General features: G+C 64.4%; 14 protein-coding genes and 1 tRNA gene. All 15 read right to left on the bottom strand.

What is annotated here, in order from left to right:
- Window positions 1-137: 137 nt before the first annotated feature.
- The 15 genes from rpoB to AABQ55_RS12445 all read right to left on the bottom strand — a co-directional run bounded on the left by rpoB (window position 138) and on the right by AABQ55_RS12445 (window position 15,360).
- Window positions 138-4,277 carry a DNA-directed RNA polymerase subunit beta gene (rpoB, locus tag AABQ55_RS12515; RefSeq protein WP_244765696.1) on the bottom strand — a complete coding sequence of 1,380 codons (4,140 nt, stop codon included), beginning with the start codon at window positions 4,275-4,277 and terminating at the stop codon, window positions 138-140.
- 253 nt (window positions 4,278-4,530) lie between these two features.
- Window positions 4,531-4,908: a 50S ribosomal protein L7/L12 gene (rplL, locus tag AABQ55_RS12510; protein WP_244765697.1), complete on the bottom strand. Its 378-nt coding sequence runs from the start codon at window positions 4,906-4,908 to the stop codon at window positions 4,531-4,533.
- A 60-nt stretch (window positions 4,909-4,968) separates the two neighbouring features.
- The gene (rplJ, locus tag AABQ55_RS12505; protein WP_024270435.1) at window positions 4,969-5,487 is read right to left on the bottom strand and encodes a 50S ribosomal protein L10; all 519 of its coding nucleotides are present in this window, start codon (window positions 5,485-5,487) and stop codon (window positions 4,969-4,971) included.
- 350 nt (window positions 5,488-5,837) lie between these two features.
- Window positions 5,838-6,530, bottom strand: a complete 693-nt coding sequence (rplA, locus tag AABQ55_RS12500) for a 50S ribosomal protein L1 (RefSeq protein ID WP_244765698.1) — start codon at window positions 6,528-6,530, stop codon at window positions 5,838-5,840.
- 2 nt (window positions 6,531-6,532) lie between these two features.
- Window positions 6,533-6,964, bottom strand: coding sequence for a 50S ribosomal protein L11 (rplK, locus tag AABQ55_RS12495; protein WP_244765699.1), 432 nt, complete (start codon window positions 6,962-6,964; stop codon window positions 6,533-6,535).
- A 199-nt stretch (window positions 6,965-7,163) separates the two neighbouring features.
- Complete coding sequence (gene nusG / locus AABQ55_RS12490) at window positions 7,164-7,694, bottom strand: transcription termination/antitermination protein NusG (RefSeq protein WP_244765700.1); 531 nt, start codon at window positions 7,692-7,694, stop codon at window positions 7,164-7,166.
- 16 nt (window positions 7,695-7,710) lie between these two features.
- Window positions 7,711-7,911: a preprotein translocase subunit SecE gene (secE, locus tag AABQ55_RS12485; protein WP_244765701.1), complete on the bottom strand. Its 201-nt coding sequence runs from the start codon at window positions 7,909-7,911 to the stop codon at window positions 7,711-7,713.
- A gap of 194 nt (window positions 7,912-8,105) precedes the next feature.
- Window positions 8,106-8,181: transfer RNA gene (locus AABQ55_RS12480), tRNA-Trp, on the bottom strand.
- A 133-nt stretch (window positions 8,182-8,314) separates the two neighbouring features.
- The gene (locus AABQ55_RS12475) at window positions 8,315-8,971 is read right to left on the bottom strand and encodes a hypothetical protein (RefSeq protein WP_272805241.1); all 657 of its coding nucleotides are present in this window, start codon (window positions 8,969-8,971) and stop codon (window positions 8,315-8,317) included.
- Window positions 8,972-9,377: 406 nt separating this feature from the next.
- On the bottom strand, window positions 9,378-10,553 hold the full coding sequence (gene tuf / locus AABQ55_RS12470; protein WP_244765691.1) for an elongation factor Tu: 1,176 nt from the start codon (window positions 10,551-10,553) through the stop codon (window positions 9,378-9,380).
- A 388-nt stretch (window positions 10,554-10,941) separates the two neighbouring features.
- Window positions 10,942-11,922 carry an ROK family protein gene (locus tag AABQ55_RS12465; RefSeq protein ID WP_272805240.1) on the bottom strand — a complete coding sequence of 327 codons (981 nt, stop codon included), beginning with the start codon at window positions 11,920-11,922 and terminating at the stop codon, window positions 10,942-10,944.
- A gap of 14 nt (window positions 11,923-11,936) precedes the next feature.
- The gene (locus AABQ55_RS12460; RefSeq protein WP_272805239.1) at window positions 11,937-12,635 is read right to left on the bottom strand and encodes a ribulose-phosphate 3-epimerase; all 699 of its coding nucleotides are present in this window, start codon (window positions 12,633-12,635) and stop codon (window positions 11,937-11,939) included.
- A 3-nt stretch (window positions 12,636-12,638) separates the two neighbouring features.
- Window positions 12,639-13,448 carry an alpha/beta fold hydrolase gene (locus tag AABQ55_RS12455; protein ID WP_272805238.1) on the bottom strand — a complete coding sequence of 270 codons (810 nt, stop codon included), beginning with the start codon at window positions 13,446-13,448 and terminating at the stop codon, window positions 12,639-12,641.
- On the bottom strand, window positions 13,445-14,284 hold the full coding sequence (locus AABQ55_RS12450) for a sugar phosphate isomerase/epimerase family protein (protein WP_272805237.1): 840 nt from the start codon (window positions 14,282-14,284) through the stop codon (window positions 13,445-13,447). The genes AABQ55_RS12455 and AABQ55_RS12450 overlap by 4 nt, the downstream gene beginning before the upstream one ends.
- Complete coding sequence (locus tag AABQ55_RS12445) at window positions 14,284-15,360, bottom strand: Gfo/Idh/MocA family protein (protein ID WP_272805236.1); 1,077 nt, start codon at window positions 15,358-15,360, stop codon at window positions 14,284-14,286. Before AABQ55_RS12445 ends, AABQ55_RS12450 begins: the two co-directional genes overlap by 1 nt.
- Between the last annotated feature and the right edge of the window lie 42 nt (window positions 15,361-15,402).

Below are 15,402 nucleotides of genomic sequence, written 5' to 3'. Positions count from 1 at the left end.
GCCAGTGGCCCTCTGCTTAGCAGTCAAATGCGGCGATACCCGGGTGCCGCACGACTGCCTGAAACGGATGAGCCGCCCCTCGCCTTGCAGCGGGAGCGGTAACGGTGCGCGCCTTTCCGGCGCGCACCTTGTCAGGCTTATTCCGCCGCGTCGGGAAGCTGGCCGGCTTCGGCTGCGGGATCGACCTTCGAGTTTTCCAGCTCGACGGAGAGGCCGAGCGAGCGCATTTCCTTGACGAGAACGTTGAAGCTCTCCGGAATGCCCGCCTCGAACGTGTCGTCGCCACGAACGATCGCCTCGTAGACCTTGGTGCGGCCCGCCACGTCGTCCGACTTCACGGTCAGCATTTCCTGCAGCGTGTAGGCGGCGCCGTAGGCTTCGAGCGCCCAGACTTCCATTTCCCCGAAGCGCTGGCCGCCGAACTGCGCCTTGCCGCCCAGCGGCTGCTGGGTGACGAGCGAGTACGGACCGATCGAGCGCGCGTGGATCTTGTCGTCGACAAGGTGGTTCAGCTTGATCATGTACATGTAGCCGACCGTGACCTTGCGGTCGAAAGGCTCACCCGTACGACCATCGTACAGAACCGACTGGCCCGAGGGGTTGAGGCCCGCGCGCTCCAGCATGCTGGCGACGTCCGGCTCGTGCGCACCGTCGAAGACCGGCGTCGCGATGGAGACGCCCTTGCGGGACTGCTCGGCGAGCTTGACCAGGGCGGCGTCGTCGAAATGGGCGACCTCGTCCTTGGCCTCGCTCTCGTAGACTTCCGTCAGCTCGCGCTTCAGGTCCGAGATGTCCATGGTCTTGCGGTACTCGTCGAGCAGGTCGCCGATCTTCTTGCCCATGCCGGCGCAAGCCCAGGCAAGGTGGGTTTCGAGGATCTGGCCGACGTTCATGCGCGAGGGCACGCCCAGCGGGTTCAAGCAGATGTCGACATGCGTGCCGTCTTCGAGGAACGGCATGTCCTCGATCGGCAGGATGCGCGAGACCACGCCCTTGTTGCCGTGACGGCCGGCCATCTTGTCGCCGGGCTGGATCTTGCGCTTCACGGCGACGAAGACCTTGACCATTTTCATGACGCCCGGAGGCATCTCGTCGCCGCGCTGGACCTTCTCGACCTTGTCCATGAAGCGCTGTTCAAGGCGCGACTTGGATTCGTCGTACTGGCCGCGGAGCGCTTCGATCTCGCCCTGGACCTTCTCGTCCTCGACGGCGAACATCCACCACTGCGAGCGGGGATATTCGGAGATAACGGCGTTCGACAGCTCGGTGCCCTTCTTGAAGGACTTCGGGCCGGCGACGGCGACGTGGCCGCGCAGCATGTCGGTCAGGCGGCCGTAGACGTTGCGGTCGAGGATCGCCTGCTCGTCGTCACGGTCCTTGGCGAGACGCTCGATCTCTTCCCGCTCGATCGCCATCGCGCGTTCGTCCTTCTCCACGCCGTGGCGGTTGAAGACGCGAACTTCGACGACCGTGCCGAAGGTGCCGGGCGGCATGCGCATGGAGGTGTCGCGAACGTCGGAGGCCTTCTCACCGAAGATGGCGCGCAGGAGCTTTTCTTCCGGCGTCATCGGGCTTTCGCCCTTCGGGGTGATCTTGCCGACCAGGATGTCGCCCGGCTGAACCTCTGCGCCGATATAGACGATACCGGCTTCGTCGAGGTTCTTCAGCGCTTCTTCCGAAACGTTCGGAATGTCGCGCGTGATTTCTTCCGGACCCAGCTTGGTGTCGCGGGCCATGACTTCGAATTCCTCGATGTGGATCGAGGTGAACACGTCGTCGGAGACGATGCGTTCGGACATCAGGATCGAGTCTTCGTAGTTGTAGCCGTTCCACGGCATGAACGCGACGAGCGCGTTGCGGCCGAGCGCGAGGTCGCCGAGGTCGGTCGACGGACCGTCCGCGATGATGTCGCCCTTGTTCAGAACGTCGCCGACGGTGACCAGCGGGCGCTGGTTGACGCAGGTGTTCTGGTTGGAACGTTGGAACTTCTGCAGGCGGTAGATATCGACGCCCGACTTCGACGGATCAAGGTCTTCGGTGGCGCGGATAACGATACGGGTCGCATCCACCTGGTCGACGACGCCGCCGCGGCGGGCCGCGATGGCGGCGCCCGAGTCACGGGCGACGACCGGCTCCATGCCGGTGCCGACGAACGGGGCTTCGGCACGCAGCAGCGGCACGGCCTGACGCTGCATGTTCGAGCCCATGAGCGCGCGGTTCGCGTCGTCGTTCTCGAGGAACGGGATGAGCGCGGCCGCGACCGAAACGAGCTGCTTCGGCGACACGTCCATGAGGTTGATCTGGTCGCGCGGGGCGAGCATGACCTCGCCGGCGTGACGGCAGACGACGAACTCTTCAGCGAAGGAACCGTCGGCTTCGAGCACCGAGTTGGCCTGTGCGACGTGGTACTTGGCCTCTTCCATGGCGGAGAGGTAGACCACATCCGTCGTCACCTTGCCGTCGACGATCTTGCGGTACGGCGATTCGATGAAGCCGTACTTGTTGACGCGGGCGAAGGTTGCGAGCGAGTTGATCAGACCGATGTTCGGGCCTTCCGGCGTCTCGATCGGGCAAATACGGCCGTAATGGGTCGGGTGAACGTCGCGGACTTCGAAGCCGGCGCGCTCGCGGGTCAGACCACCCGGGCCAAGGGCCGAAAGACGGCGCTTGTGGGTGATTTCCGAGAGCGGGTTCACCTGGTCCATGAACTGCGAGAGCTGCGAGGAACCGAAGAACTCGCGAACGGCGGCGGCTGCCGGCTTCGCGTTGATCAGGTCCTGCGGCATGACCGTGTCGATCTCGATCGAGGACATACGTTCCTTGATCGCGCGCTCCATGCGCAGCAGGCCGAGACGGTACTGATTCTCCATCAATTCGCCGACCGAACGGACGCGGCGGTTGCCGAGGTTGTCGATGTCGTCGATCTCGCCCTTGCCGTCGCGCAGCTCGACCAGCATCTTCACGACGGCGAGGATGTCCTCCTTGCGCAGCGTGCGGACCGTGTCGGCGACGTCGAGGTCGAGGCGCATGTTCATCTTCACGCGGCCGACGGCGGAGAGGTCGTACCGCTCGGCATCGAAGAACAGCGTGTTGAACATGGCTTCGGCCGAATCCATGGTCGGCGGTTCACCCGGACGCATGACGCGGTAGATGTCGAACAGCGCGTCCTGGCGGTTCTCGTTCTTGTCGGCGGCGAGCGTGTTGCGGATATAGGCACCGACATTGATGTGGTCGATGTCGAGGACCGGGATCTCGTCGAAACCGGCGGCCAGGATGACCGGCAGGGTCTTCTCGTCGATTTCGTCGCCGGCTTCGAGATAAATCTCACCCGTCGAATAGTTGACGATGTCCTCGGCAAGATAGTTGCCGTAGAGCTCCTCGTCGGTCGCCTTGAGGGCCTTCAGGCCCTTTTCCGAGAGCTGGCGGAGCAGACGCGGGGTCAGCTTCTTGCCGATCTCGACGACCACTTCACCGGTGTCGGCGTCGACCATATCCGCGACGGCCTTCTGGCCCTTCAGCGCGTCGGGATTGAACGGCACGCGCCAGCCTTCGCCGTCGCGCTGGTAGAGCGACTTCGTGTAGAAGGTCGACAGGATGTCTTCGCCGTCCATGCCGAGCGCCATGAGCAGCGAGGTGACGGGGATCTTGCGGCGGCGGTCGATGCGCGCATGCACGATGTCCTTGGCGTCGAACTCGATGTCCAGCCAGGAACCGCGATAGGGGATGACGCGCGCGGCGAAGAGCAGCTTGCCCGACGAGTGGCTCTTGCCCTTGTCGTGGTCGAAGAACACGCCCGGCGAACGGTGCATCTGGGAGACGATGACGCGCTCGGTGCCGTTGACGATGAACGTGCCGTTGTCGGTCATGAGCGGCATGTCGCCCATGTAGACGTTCTGTTCCTTGATGTCCTTGATGGACTTGGCACCCGTATCCTCGTCGATATCGAACACGATGAGGCGCAGCGTCACCTTGAGCGGCGCTGCATAGGTCAGGTCACGCTGGCGGCATTCCTCGACGTCGAACTTCGGCTGCTCGAATTCGTAGGAGACGAATTCGAGCATGGAAGCGCCGGAGAAGTCGGTGATCGGGAAGACCGACTTGAAAACGGTCTGAAGCCCCTCGTCCGGGCGACCGCCGGCGGGCTCTTCAACCATCAGGAACTGGTCGTAGGATGCCTTCTGAACCTCGATGAGGTTCGGCATGACTGCGACTTCGGGGATTTTTCCAAAAAACTTGCGTACGCGCCTACGACCGTTAAACGAAAGGGTCTGAGCCATCGTCGCTCCTTCAAATTTGCATCCGGGCCTGCAACGGACGGGGTTCGCTGGCCAGTCGATCCCGTCGACCAATGGGTTGGTTCAATCTCGTCTTGCTGCCGGTCGACGGGCCGGATTGCCCAATCTTGCGGTGAAGACCATCCTCTTGAAGAACCCATTACCCAAAAGCCGTTTTCAGCGGCTTTTGGGTAATCAGTTCAGCGGAAAGGATCGACGGGAGAGGGCTTTCGCCCTCCCCCGCAGCATTCCGATATTACTTGACGTCGACCTTGGCGCCGGCGTCCTCAAGCTTCTTCTTGAGGTCAGCGGCTTCAGCCTTGGAAACGCCTTCCTTGACAGCCTTCGGAGCGCCTTCGACGAGGTCCTTGGCTTCCTTGAGGCCGAGACCGGTGATGGCGCGGACTTCCTTGATGACGTTGATCTTGTTGGCGCCGGCGTCGGCGAGGATCACGTCGAATTCGGTCTTTTCTTCTTCAGCAGCAGCCGGAGCAGCACCGCCGCCAACGGCAGCGACAGCTACGGGAGCAGCAGCCGAAACGCCCCACTTCTCTTCGAGCAGCTTGGAAAGCTCGGCGGCTTCCAGAACGGTCAGCGAGGAGAGGTCTTCTACGATCTTTGCGAGATCAGCCATTTTCATATTTCCTTTTGTTCGGTTCGAACTGGTGTGTTTGATTTACAGCGAAAAACCGCCTTACGCGGCTTCGTCCTTCTTGGCGTAGGCTGCGAACACGCGGGCAAGCTGGCTTGCCGGTGCTGCAACGACCGTGGCGACGCGCGTTGCCGGGGCTGCAATGAGGCCCAGGAGCTTTGCACGCAGCTCGTCGAGCGAAGGCAGGGTCGCAAGCGACTTGACTGCTTCTGCGTCGAGCGTGGTCGCACCCATGGCGCCGCCGAGGACAACGAGCTTGTCGTTGGTCTTGGCGAAGTCCATGGCTACCTTCGGAGCGATCATCGGATCATTTGCATATGCAATGAGCGTCTGACCCTGGAAGAGATCAGACATCCCTTCCGACTCCGTACCCTGAAGGGCAATTTTGGCCAGGCGGTTCTTCGCGACTTTGACGGTACCGCCCGCTGCACGCATCTTCGTACGAAGATCGTTCATCTGTGCAACGGTGATGCCGGCATAGCGGGCCACGACAACCGAACCGGAAGCCTTGAAGACTTCATTCAGCTCCGTGACGAATTCGCGTTTTTCCGCTCTTTCCACTGCCTATCTCCAGTTGACAGGACCGTGACTTCTCACGGGACCTGCCGGGTTTGCCTTTGCCGCCAGGGATCCGCTTTACAAAAGAAGATCCCGAGCGACGCTCGAGGATCCTGTCCCCCCGCGCTCGGTCGAGGACCGCGGCACAGGCAAGGTAGGTTCGAACCGAATTCCGCGTCATCCGACGCTGAGTGAAATCCAGGTCTCACCCGTCTCATGCAGGCAACGTGATTAAGGCCTAACCACCTGCAATCTCGGACAGGAGTTCCGGGTTTCCCCGGAAATCCCCGGCCAGACCGGCCGGGAATTCTTTCAAGGCCCCGCCGAAGCGGTGCCGAAATTCAGGTGCCTGATCAGGCGACCGTCGACGGATCGATCTTGACGCCCGGACCCATCGTCGAAGAGATGGCAACGCGCTTGACGTAGTTGCCCTTGGCGCCCGTCGGCTTCGCCTTGATGACGGCGTCGGCGAAAGCCTTGATGTTCTCTTCCAGAGCCTTGGCGTCGAAGGAGGCCTTGCCCACGCCGGCATGGATGATGCCGGCCTTCTCGACGCGGAACTCGACAGCGCCGCCCTTGGATGCCTTGACGGCGCCGGCGACGTCCATGGTGACCGTGCCGACCTTCGGGTTCGGCATCATGCCGCGCGGGCCGAGTACCTTGCCGAGACGGCCGACGAGCGGCATCATGTCCGGGGTCGCGATGCAGCGATCGAAGTCGATCTTGCCGCCCTGGACGATCTCGACGAGGTCTTCGGCGCCGACGATGTCAGCGCCGGCAGCCTTGGCTTCGTCGGCCTTGGCGCCACGGGCGAAGACGGCGACACGAACGTCGCGGCCGGTGCCGTTCGGCAGGTTGACGACGCCGCGGACCATCTGGTCGGCGTGGCGCGGGTCGACGCCGAGGTTCATGGCGACTTCAACGGTTTCGTCGAACTTGGCGGTCGCACGCTCCTTGACGAGGGCGATGGCGTCCGACAGGGCAACGAGCTTGGTCGGGTCGATGCCTTCACGGATCTTCTGGAGACGCTTTGCAATCTTGGCCATGATCAACCTACCACTTCCAGGCCCATGGCGCGGGCGGAGCCCTCGACCATTGCCATCGCGCCTTCGATATCGGCGGCGTTGAGATCCTTCATCTTGGCTTCGGCGATCGACTTGATCTGAGCCTTGGTGAGCTTGCCGATGGAACCGCCCTTGCCGGGGGTCTTCGAGCCGGACTGGATCTTGGCTTCCTTCTTGAGGAAGTAGGTCACCGGCGGCTGCTTCATCACGAAGGTGAAGGACTTGTCCTGGTAATAGGTGATGACGACCGGGATCGGCATACCCTTTTCCATTTCCTGCGTCGCCGCGTTGAACGACTTGCAGAATTCCATGATGTTAATACCACGCTGACCAAGCGCCGGGCCGATCGGCGGGGACGGGTTCGCCGAGCCTGCCTTGACCTGAAGCTTGAGCTGGCCTGCAACTTTCTTAGCCATTTCTCTCTGCCTTTCAGAATGCGGCCGGTTTCCCGGCCCGTGATGCCGGTCGGACGACCGGCGGCTGCGGTTGCGTGGTACGGTCAGAACGCCCGGCTAAAGGCCGCCTTCCCTTCCACGCGATTGGCGGAAACTTCCGCCGCCAGCCCTCGAAGGAGGGCTGGATTTCAGATGAGCCGCGCCGGAGGCGCCGCCGAAATCAGATTTTCTCGACCTGGGCGTATTCCAGTTCGACCGGGGTGGCGCGGCCGAAGATCGACACTTCCACCTTGAGGCGCGAGCGCTCCTCGTCGACGTCCTGCACGGTGCCGTTGAACGACGCGAACGGACCGTCGGAAACACGAACCTGCTCGCCGATCTCGAACGAGACCGAGGGCTTCGGACGGTCGACGCCGTCCTGGACCTGCGACAGGATGCGCTCGGCTTCACTGTCCGGGATCGGGACCGGCTTGTTGTCGGAACCGAGGAAGCCCGTGACCTTCGGCGTGTTCTTGATGAGGTGGTAGGCCTCATCCGTCAGGTTCGCCCGCACCAGCACATAGCCGGGGAAGAACTTGCGCTCCGAATCGACCTTGCGGCCGCGACGCACCTCGACGACCTTCTCGGTCGGCACCAGGATCTTCTCGAAAAGATGCTCAAGGCCCTTCTGGCGGGCCTTGTTCTCGATGTCCTCAGCGACCTTCTTCTCGAAATTTGAATAGGCGTGGACGATGTACCAACGGGAAGCCATGTTCATCTCCAACCAATCAGGCGCTGGCGTTGAGGATGAGGCCGATCAGCCACCCCATCAACTGGTCCGCAGCGAAGAAGAACACTGCGGCCAGGAAAACCATGATGAACACCATGACGGTCGAGATCATCGTCTCGCGCCGCGAGGGCCAAGTCACTTTCGCCGTCTCGGAGCGTACCTGCTGCAGAAACGCAATCGGATTCGTTTTCGATGCCATTGAATGTCCACGCCATTACGGCACGTAAAGCTGAACTCTCAGCCCCACGCACCGCGTGTCTGTTTTGCCCTACATAAAGCCCGATTCTCTTTTTAACAAGAGGCAGCCCGGGCTTTTCGCGAATTTAGACGGCACGACGCCGCCACGCCATCCGCCCCCGTCGCTGCAAGTCGTCCGCGCTGTCCGGCTGGGAATGGCAGGGGCAGAGGGGCTCGAACCCCCGACCTGCGGTTTTGGAGACCGCCGCTCTACCAACTGAGCTATACCCCTATTTGCCTGCCGCGTCCCGGGCGAACCGCCCGTCACCGGCAAGGCATGGCGTCTTTACGGCGCACGGATCGACTTGGCAAGCCCGAAGACGAGATTTTTTCACAGGTTAGCACGCCCTCGCCCCGGCGCCGCCTCACCAGGCGAAACGAAGCCGGGCCTTGACCGTGCTGATCAGCTTCATGTCCTGCCGGCGTACGGAGGCGCCGAGGTCCAGGCAATCGAAGACGCGCTGCTCGACGCCGAATTCCGCACCGATCCGCTTCTGGCCGCGGGCGGTCGAGCCGGTGGCGACGAGGTCGGTTCCCGTCGGCAGGGCCTGGATCCGTGCCTGCTGCGTCATGCGCACCGCGCCGCGGTCGCCGGTGCGCATATTGGCGTCGGCGGAAACCGAGGGCGCCAGGACGATGTCGAAGGAGGGCGTCGCCATCCAGCGGCGCGACAGGCCGGCGCTCGCCGAAACCCGCCCGGTCAGCGGATTGTAACCCGCCGTGACGTTGCGCTGCGCACCGGACAGCCCCTCCCCGCGCATTTCCGCCCAGAGCCGCGCATTGTCGCGCGTATCGCGGATACGGCCGGTGGAGGACGCGGTGACCGCAAGATCCACCCCGGCGCTCATCTCGGCCGCGGTCGCGGCCTTGGCCCCCAGGCGCAGGCGATAGGCATAGCCGGATAGTTTTGCCGGAGACCAGATGAGCAGCGAATCCTCCGCCCGCGCCGCGCCTGCCGGCAGAATCACAAGAATCATCGAGAGAGCGAGCGCTGCGCGCGCCGCGCCTGCAAAAGCGTTCATGAGGGTTCAGGCCCGTGTCTGGTTGCCGTGATGCGCGCGGCGCGACCCGCCACCCGCAGGGGCGCCGCCGCAATACACGGGATCGAAACGATCCCTCGGCGCCGGGCCTGCGGCTCACCACCCGTCAGGCCATGTCGCTCCAGGCGACGCGGCAAATCTACCCGCTCGTGCCGATCGCCTCTATCCCCAGACCTGGCGAGTTATCGCCAAAGGCTAAAAAAGCATGGCATTTCAAAGCGCCTGAACGCAAAAGCCCCGCGGTTTCCCGCGGGGCCCTCATCAGATCCAGGATCCGAAGCTTACTCGACGATCGAAGCGACGATGCCGGCGCCGTGTGCAAATCGCGCTTGCGCGCCATTTGCACACTTTTTTGCCGTCGGCAGGCTTACGCCATCGCCAGCGATCGTTACTCGACGATCGAAGCGACGATGCCGGCGCCGACGGTGCGGCCACCCTCACGAATAGCGAAGCGCAGCTTCTCTTCCATCGCGATCGGAACGATCAGCTCGACGTCAACCGTAACGTTGTCGCCCGGCATCACCATTTCCGTGCCTTCCGGCAGCGTCACGATGCCCGTCACGTCCGTCGTGCGGAAGTAGAACTGCGGACGGTAGTTCGTGAAGAACGGCGTATGACGGCCGCCTTCTTCCTTCGTCAGGATGTAGGCTTCGGCCTTGAACTTCTTGTGCGGCTTGACCGAACCCGGCTTGCACAGGATCTGGCCACGCTCGACGCCGTCACGGTTCACACCGCGCAGCAGCGCACCGATGTTGTCGCCCGCCTGGCCCTGGTCGAGCAGCTTGCGGAACATCTCGACGCCCGTGCAGGTCGTCTTCGTCGTCGGGCGGATGCCGACGATCTCGATTTCCTCACCGACCTTGACGATGCCGCGCTCGACGCGACCGGTCACGACCGTGCCGCGGCCCGAGATCGAGAACACGTCTTCGATCGGCATCAGGAACGGCTGGTCGATCGGACGCTCCGGCGTCGGGATGTAGGCGTCGACCTGAGCCATCAGCTCGCGGATCGCGTCTTCGCCGATCTTCTTGTCGGAGTCTTCGAGAGCGGCCAGAGCCGAACCCTTGACGATCGGAATGTCGTCGCCCGGGAAGTCGTAGGACGACAGAAGCTCGCGCACTTCCAGCTCGACGAGCTCGAGAAGCTCGGCGTCGTCAACCTGGTCGACCTTGTTGAGGAACACCACGATCGCCGGAACGCCGACCTGGCGGGCCAGCAGGATGTGCTCGCGGGTCTGCGGCATCGGGCCGTCGGCAGCCGAGCAGACCAGGATCGCGCCGTCCATCTGGGCAGCACCGGTGATCATGTTCTTCACATAGTCGGCGTGGCCGGGGCAGTCGACATGCGCGTAGTGACGGTTCGGCGTCTCGTATTCGACGTGCGCCGTCGAGATCGTGATGCCGCGGGCCTTCTCTTCCGGAGCCGCGTCGATCTGGTCGTACGCCTTGAACTCGCCGAAATACTTCGTGATCGCTGCCGTCAGCGACGTCTTGCCATGGTCAACGTGGCCGATCGTGCCGATGTTTACGTGAGGCTTGTTGCGCTCAAACTTACCTTTTGCCATGTTTTTATTCCTACTGAACGAAAGTTGGGCTAACCGGCCCGTCCGGTTTGGCAGGCGTTTAAGGCTTTCGCAACGAATGCGCAAGCCTTAAATGTATGGGAGAAACATGCCGGAAACGAGCGGAGGCAAGCCAGATAGCGGATAGATCGTGATGTGGATTCGCTTTTTCAAGGCAGGATCTTAGGGCGAAGTGCTGATTCTTTTCATGAAGGAAAATTGACACAGGCAGCGAGCCTCGCATCCAGGCGCCGGCATTTTTACCTGATAGCGTTCTTGCAATTCGCGATTTTCCGGATGTGCCGGATGGCATCCATCGACCATGATCCGCGGCGTTTCAAGGCGGCTTCCGTCGCCATGCGAGGTCCCGACTGGAACAGCGCCTTCCCGTTTACAGCGCTGCCGCGAACGCGGCCGGGCCATGGTGGACGTTCCGGGTGAGGAACGCCAGGGCGGCCGCGCCGATCAGGCCGGAATTCTGGCCGAGTGCGGCGCGCGTGACGCGCACGTCCTTGAACGCGGGCATGGCCCGGTCGGATATGCAGCGCTCGATGCCGGGACGCAGGCGCTCGAACTCATGCGAAAGCCCGCCCCCCATGATGACGACCTCGGGACTGAAGATGTGGATGAGGCTGACGAAACCCCGGCCGAGGATGCCGGCCTCCTCGTCGACAAGCCGGTTGGCGAGTTCGTCGCCGGCCCGTGCAGCGGCAAAGACGGCGCGGCTGTCTATGGACCCGCCATCCGCGCCAAGCCGCGTTCCCGTGCAGGCAAAGGCCTGCTCCCGAGCCCGGCGGGTGAAGGCCGTGCCCGATCCATAGGCTTCGAAGCAGCCGCGGTTGCCGCAGGGGCAAAGCGCGCCGTCCGGCATGACGGACATGTGACCGACATGGCCCGCCATGCCCTTGCGCCCCCGCAGCACGCGCCCGTCGGCGATGACGCCGCCGCCGATGCCGGTGCTGACGGTCACGTAGACGAGGTTCTCGAGCCCCTTGCCCGCGCCGAACTGCCATTCGCCGATGGCCGCGGCGATGCCGTCGTTCTCCAGGCTGACGGGAAAGGCGAAGCGCTTCTGCAGTTCCGCCTTCAAGGGGAAGTCGGCAAAGCCCGCCAGCGTCGGAATATCGCGCGCGACACCCGCGATCGTGTCGATCGGCCCCGGCGTGGACACACCGATTCCCACCGGTGCGGCGGTGCCTGCGGCAGCGACAAGGCCGTCGGCAAGCGCCTTGATCTGCGCCAGCACGCGCTCGGGACCTGCCATGGCGTCGGTCCGCTCCTCGGCGCGGGCGACGATCTCGCCCCGCGTGCCGACGAGCGCCGCGCGAACCTGCGTCCCGCCGAGATCGATGCCGATGGCAATCTGCTGCATGGCGCAATCCGGCGTCAGAGGGCGTGGAGCCACGCCATGCGCTCGGCAAGCGACGGCGCGTTGAATGCGAGCGAGCCGAGAACGACCGTCTCGGCGCCGGACCGGCGCAGCAGCGGCACGGTATGCTCGCGAATACCGCCATCGGCCGCCAGCACGATGCGATGGTCCGCATCGCTTTCGGCGATGATCTGCCGGGCCTCCTGCAGGCGCGTGCCCGCCGTCCCGTCGAGGCCCTGGCCCTTCACGCCGATCGCCGTGCCGAGCAGCGTGACGAAACGCAGCCGCGCCGCATGGCGGCGAAGCCGTTCGACGGGCGTCTCCACCCGCAGCACCATGCCGGCGGCGACGCCGCGGCGGTCGAGCAGGTCGAGCGCCGCGTCCGCCACGCCTTCGTTCTCGACATGGATGCTGATGAGATCGCTGCCCGCATCGGCAAACTGCTCGATCTGCGACAGCACGACCGCATCCGCCACCATGAGATGGACGTGGATGGGCCGGGCGGAGACCTTGCGCAGGCCCGCCACCAGATCCGGGAAGAACAGCAGGGCCGGCGCGAAATGGCCGTCGGCGACGTCGACATGCAGGACGTCGACATGCGGATCGACACGGGCAAGGTCATCGGCAAGCCGCACGAGATCGGCGGACCAGACGGAGAACTCGGCGATCAGGCGGTCCTTCGGCAGGTCGTCGATCCAGGATTTGGCGGGGGTCATCTCTCAGAGATCCTTCAGGAACGTGCGCATGGCATGGTGGAAATCGGCGATATACTGCGCCTTGTTCTGCGCCTTGGCGGTGATCTCCACGAAGCGGGCGGCGGGAATCCGGTCGGCAAGCGCACGCGCATAGGCGATGGGGTGGATGATGTCCCGCCCGTGGCCGATCACCAGCGTGGGGACGGCGATCCGGGCGAGGTCGGCATCGGCGACACCCGGCCCGTCGCCGGAGATCGCGGTCAGGAGGGCAGCGGTTACCGCAACGGGTTCCCGCGCGAAAAAACCTTCGAGCGAGGCCAGGTTGTCCGGCGCTTCCGCCGCCAGATGGCGGCCGGTGGCGCCGGCAAGGAAGGCCGCCCTTGCAGCCTCCGGCGGCATCCGCGCCAGCAGGCGGCCGACCTCGGCATTGGCGGCCATGGTCGGCGGCGCCGAGGCGGCCAGCCAGGCCGGCCTTGCAAGGACGAGCGCCCGGACGAGATCCGGCCGTCGCACCGCCAGACGCACCGCAATCGCCGCGCCCATGGAAATGCCGCCGAGGACGACGGGAACGTCGAGGGTGCGCTCGATGCAACGGGCGACATCGTCGGCGAAGGTGGCCATCGACAGCCGCTCCAACGGACCGGCCTGCGACCGGCCATGGCCCCGCGCCTCGATCGTGACGCGGCGAAACCCGGATTGCGCGGGAAAGGCCTCGGCCGTCTGGCCGGCATCGCCGCAAAGGCCATGCAGGAAGACGGCCGGCGCGCCCTCGCCCGCGCTGTCGACATTGAGGCGCGTGCCGTCGTCCGTCTCGAAGGATCGGATCTCCCTCATCGCCCTGCCCCGGTGTCGGAAAGCGTCCGCGTGAGAAACGCGGCGACGCCGGCGGCCTCGTCGGCGGCAAGTCCGTGCGTGACCAGGCTGCCGGCAAAGCCGATCGCCTTCAGCCGGCCCAGATAGTGGCCGTAGTCGAGCACGCCCTTGCCGGCCGTTGCGAAGCTGCCATCCGGGTGGCGGTCCTTCGCATGCGCCATGACGATGCGGTCGGCAAGGCGGTCGATCGCGGATGCGACGATGGTCCGCCGCGCCTCGGGCGTCTCGACCTCGAAGAGATTGGCAGGGTCGAGCACGATCTTGACGCGCGGGCTTTTCATCTCGTCGATCAGCCGGCGGGCCTTCTCGGCGGAATTGACCACATTGGCAAGCTCCGGCTCGATGCCGAGATCCACGCCGTATCGCTCGGCGATCCCGACCGCCGTCTCCATGGCCTCGAGCAGGTCGCGCCAGGCCTCGGGCGTGTCATTGCCGGGATGCGCCTTCCACTGGTCCAGGGGATCGCGCGTGCCGGTGCAGAGCGTGATGAGACCGGCCGACATCGCCGCGCAGCGCTCCGCCAGCACCGCCAGCCTGCGATGGCCGGCCTCGCGCACCGCCGGGTCGGGATGGATCATGTTGTAGGTGCCCGACACCGCGGCGATCTCGACGCCGGTCGTGCCGGCGGCAGCCGCGACCGCGCGCGCCTCGGCCCCGCTGATCGCATCCGGCATGGAGGAAAGTCCCGAGCAGGCCATGTTGTATTGTGCCGAGGCAAAGCCCGCACCGGCGACCGCCTTGAGAACCGTTTCCGGCGCGCGTCCCGCGAAGGTCTTGGCGAAGATGCCGAGCTTCATCACACGCCGCCCGTCATGTCGGCGAGCGCGGCGGGCCTGCCGGTCTCGACCGAGCGGGCGATCGCGACCATGGCTTGCACCGAGGCAAGGCCGTCGTCGATGCCGGCGCCCTCCATCGGCGTGCCGTCCAGAATGGTGCGGGCGAAACCCTCGACCTGGCGGCGGTAGAAATGGCCGTCGGCCCCCAGCACCCGGTGCGTCGCGCCATCGGCCTCGCGGAAGATGTCCACCTCGCTCGTCTTGTAGTACCAGGGGTTATAGGTCTTGCCGAGGACGCTGCCGTTCCTGCCGTAGATCTGGAAACCTTCATGCCAGTCCATGCGCACCTGCACCGTCAGGTCGAGATGGCCGAGCGCGCCGGAGGCGAATTCCACGTCCACGAACCAGCACCAGATGCCGGCCCGTTCGGAAAGCCGCGCCTGCACGGAGACGATATCGCCGGCAAGATAGCGCGCGGTGTCGATCAGGTGGCAGCCATGCGCCAGCATGTAATAGCGGCGCAGGTCCGCCTTCGGATTGGCCGAGGGTTTCCTCGCATTGGCGCTGGTGACGATGAGCGGCTGCACCGCATCGGTCATCGGGTAGCGGTGCGTGCTGTCGCAATACCAGGCTTTGAGCGCCACCATCTCGCCCATCTCGTCGCCAATGAAGGCCCTGGCCGCCTGCAGCCCGGCATCGAAGCGTTTCATGTGGCCGACCTGGAAGACCTTGCCGGATTTTTCGACGGCGGCCTTCAGGTCGAGGCATTCCTCCACCGTCAACCCCATGGGCTTTTCGCACAACACATGCTTGCCGGCCGCAAGCGCCCTGAGCGAGGCCGGCACATGGAAGGCATCGGCCGTCGCGATGATCACGGCGTCGAGATCCGGATCGGCAAGCATCCTGTCGTAATCATCGTAGGACTTCTCGGCCCCATGCGTGATCACCATGCGCTCGCGCAGGTCGTCGGCGACGTCGCAGATCGCATGGAGTTCCGCGTTCGCCGCCTTGGTGCAGCTCTCGAAATGCGCCGCCTGCGCAATCTGGCCCGCGCCCAAGACACCAACTCGAAGACGGCGGTCACTGTCTGATGGCATTTCTGCCCCCTTGATCATCGTTCACGGACAACGCTGCGGGCG

Origin of the sequence: Shinella sp. WSD5-1 (genome assembly GCF_963942435.1) — a bacterium.
GTDB classification, from domain to species: domain Bacteria; phylum Pseudomonadota; class Alphaproteobacteria; order Rhizobiales; family Rhizobiaceae; genus Shinella; species Shinella yambaruensis.
The sequence above is the reverse complement of the archived record's forward strand: the minus strand, read 5'-3'. Positions and strand labels throughout refer to the sequence as shown.

Coding starts and splice junctions, on each gene's coding strand:
- rpoB (WP_244765696.1), bottom strand. CDS start 4,277: ATGGCTCAGACCCTTTCGTTTAACGGTCGTAGGCGCGTACGCAAGTTT.
- rplL (WP_244765697.1), bottom strand. CDS start 4,908: ATGGCTGATCTCGCAAAGATCGTAGAAGACCTCTCCTCGCTGACCGTT.
- rplA (WP_244765698.1), bottom strand. CDS start 6,530: ATGGCCAAGATTGCAAAGCGTCTCCAGAAGATCCGTGAAGGCATCGAC.
- rplK (WP_244765699.1), bottom strand. CDS start 6,964: ATGGCTAAGAAAGTTGCAGGCCAGCTCAAGCTTCAGGTCAAGGCAGGC.
- nusG (WP_244765700.1), bottom strand. CDS start 7,694: ATGGCTTCCCGTTGGTACATCGTCCACGCCTATTCAAATTTCGAGAAG.
- secE (WP_244765701.1), bottom strand. CDS start 7,911: ATGGCATCGAAAACGAATCCGATTGCGTTTCTGCAGCAGGTACGCTCC.
- AABQ55_RS12475 (WP_272805241.1), bottom strand. CDS start 8,971: ATGAACGCTTTTGCAGGCGCGGCGCGCGCAGCGCTCGCTCTCTCGATG.
- tuf (WP_244765691.1), bottom strand. CDS start 10,553: ATGGCAAAAGGTAAGTTTGAGCGCAACAAGCCTCACGTAAACATCGGC.
- AABQ55_RS12465 (WP_272805240.1), bottom strand. CDS start 11,922: ATGCAGCAGATTGCCATCGGCATCGATCTCGGCGGGACGCAGGTTCGC.
- AABQ55_RS12460 (WP_272805239.1), bottom strand. CDS start 12,635: ATGACCCCCGCCAAATCCTGGATCGACGACCTGCCGAAGGACCGCCTG.
- AABQ55_RS12455 (WP_272805238.1), bottom strand. CDS start 13,448: ATGAGGGAGATCCGATCCTTCGAGACGGACGACGGCACGCGCCTCAAT.
- AABQ55_RS12450 (WP_272805237.1), bottom strand. CDS start 14,284: ATGAAGCTCGGCATCTTCGCCAAGACCTTCGCGGGACGCGCGCCGGAA.
- AABQ55_RS12445 (WP_272805236.1), bottom strand. CDS start 15,360: ATGCCATCAGACAGTGACCGCCGTCTTCGAGTTGGTGTCTTGGGCGCG.